A 2,289-nucleotide genomic window follows, 5' to 3' on the forward strand; every position below is an offset into this window, starting at 1 on the left:
GTTATAGATTATTAAATATTTCTTTATAAACAAACGATAAAAGAGTATCAAGTTGAAGGAAGGCACCTTAGGGTGTCTTTTCTTTATGGGAATTTCTTAAATTACTTATATAAAAGTTACTTCATAAGTATTAATACTTATGAAGTAACTTTTATCTGATAAGAAAGGGGCATCAGATTTATGAACAACCTTAAYWTCCTTTGTGARCAATTTGCTAAAATTYTTAATGGRAAAAGCAACATAAATCAGGGTGTTTGTTCTGTCTCCTTGCGTCGTAATATTAAAGTGTTTGTTCAAGGACGACCAAGCACCTCAGTGATACCGGTTGGGCTATCTTTTGAATCGTTAGATCAAARTGGTAATGCGTTRAACTTTGGAGAAATYGCTATTTTACAAGAAGAAATTCCTTTATTTATRCAATCAATTGTTCAACAAGGGATTATTGTTAGCGCCTTACATAATCATTGGTTATATATGAAACCATTGATTATGTATATTCATATCCAATCTGTTGAACCACCATTAAGTTTTGCAAAAAAATTGGCACATTCCTTTTCGGTTTTAAGTAGTTATCCAATTACTGATAACGGGAGCTAAYGTTAAGATCCTATTTATTCATTTCTTATATCGAGAATCATGTGAACAAAGAATGCCCTCCAGCTAAGCGATCTGGAAAGCATTTTTATAAATTTTTAGATACATTGAATTCCGATAATCGAAAATTATGTAAATAAGCTGTTCACTGGATTCTCATAGAAAACTGTGGTGAGATGCAAGTTTTGATTTTGAAGCACTTCAAAATCTTAGTTAGATGGCTATGTATCGGTACCCCACAATAAAAAGGCAGGAACATATCAAATATGTTCCTGCCTTTGATTTTAGAGAGATGTTTCCTAACAGTTGATTTTGTTAACGAAAGTCGACTCTAAATCCATATTTTGTGTGGAAGAAAGAACATATAATAAAAGTATGAGGTGATACAGTGAGAGAGATTCAGATTCATAAAATTATTGCGGATAAGAGAAAAGAAAAGGGAATTACACAGGAAGAGTTAGCGGCGTATATCGGTATTACRAARGCATCTGTTTCCAAATGGGAGACTGGGCAGAGTTATCCGGATATTACATTTTTGCCACTGTTAGCATCGTACTTTAACATAAGTATAGATGAAYTAATCTGTTATACACCGCAAATGGAACAGGAAGATATTAAAAATTTATATCATAGACTAGCGGAAGCTTTTAGTGAAGAACCGTTTGATGAAGTAATGATGGAGTGCAGGGAAGTGACAAAAAAATATTATTCTTGTTTTCCATTATTAATTCAAATGGGACTACTTTTTATTAACCATCATATGTTAACAGAGGATACGGATAAAAGAACTGAAATTTTAGAAGAGGCAATGTCTCTCTTTAGCCGAGTGCAGGAAGAAAGTGATGATGTTTCTCTTGTGAAAGAGGCGGYATCGTTTCAAGCAACTTGCTATCTTATACTCAATAGACCAAATGAGGTGCTTCAATTACTTGGCGAAACGATACGACCTAATTTTCCAGAGGAAGATTTAATCGCACAAGCGTATCAAATGCTTGGAAATACTGAGAAGGCGAATGAAATGATGCAAATTAGTATGTACCAACATTTAATACAACTCGTTGCGACAATACCGAATTATGTAGTAATAAATGCCTCAAACGCTGAAAAGGTAGAGTAATTGTCTGTAAAAGATCGGTTGTTGTAGGTTAATCTAGTTTAGTATATGGGTTATGAGTTTTTTAGCGTCGTTATCCATTTAGGAATGATAAATCCTAACCATTTAAGTTTTAAAAACGAACATTTTTATTATTTTTATTAAAAATGTTCACTTTTAAATTGCGTATACACTAAAAGTTTGTTATATTACCAATATAATAATTTTAAATAACATCACTCGTATATACTCGGTAATATGGTCCGAGCGTTTCTACCTAGTTCCCAATGAAAGAACTGGACTACGGGTTAAAGTATTCGGTCGTTCGGTGTATTGAGCCGCTACCGATCTATAATTTAGCATTGGCCTCATCTTTTGCTTAATTAACTTTGACTACCGTAGTTCTAGAAAGTAGAGATTTTTCTACAATTTCTAGAGCTTTTTTCTTTGGACCAAAACTCCGAGTATATGAAACAACAAGAGAAAGAGGAGATTATTTATGAAGAAAAACCCGTTAAAAAAATATGCTTCCCTAGCAACTACTATCGCATTGTCATTCGCAATACTTGCAGGATGTAATGCTAGTCCAAAACAAGTAGCTG

General features: G+C 33.3%; 1 protein-coding gene, 2 pseudogenes and 1 riboswitch. All 3 genes and pseudogenes read left to right on the forward strand.

Annotated features, from left to right (window positions below):
• Positions 1 to 180: 180 nt before the first annotated feature.
• Positions 181 to 597: a DUF1259 domain-containing protein gene (locus AC1DJR_RS26960; RefSeq protein WP_477003947.1), complete on the forward strand. Its 417-nt coding sequence runs from the start codon at positions 181 to 183 to the stop codon at positions 595 to 597.
• 385 nt (positions 598 to 982) lie between these two features.
• Positions 983 to 1,708, forward strand: a pseudogene (locus AC1DJR_RS26965) (helix-turn-helix domain-containing protein); the annotation flags it as partial.
• Between the two features lie 199 nt (positions 1,709 to 1,907).
• Positions 1,908 to 2,011, forward strand: a riboswitch (purine riboswitch).
• Between the two features lie 175 nt (positions 2,012 to 2,186).
• Positions 2,187 to 2,289: pseudogene (locus tag AC1DJR_RS26970) on the forward strand (5'-methylthioadenosine nucleosidase); the annotation flags it as partial.

The organism is Bacillus sp. 05T31 (assembly GCF_056396725.1).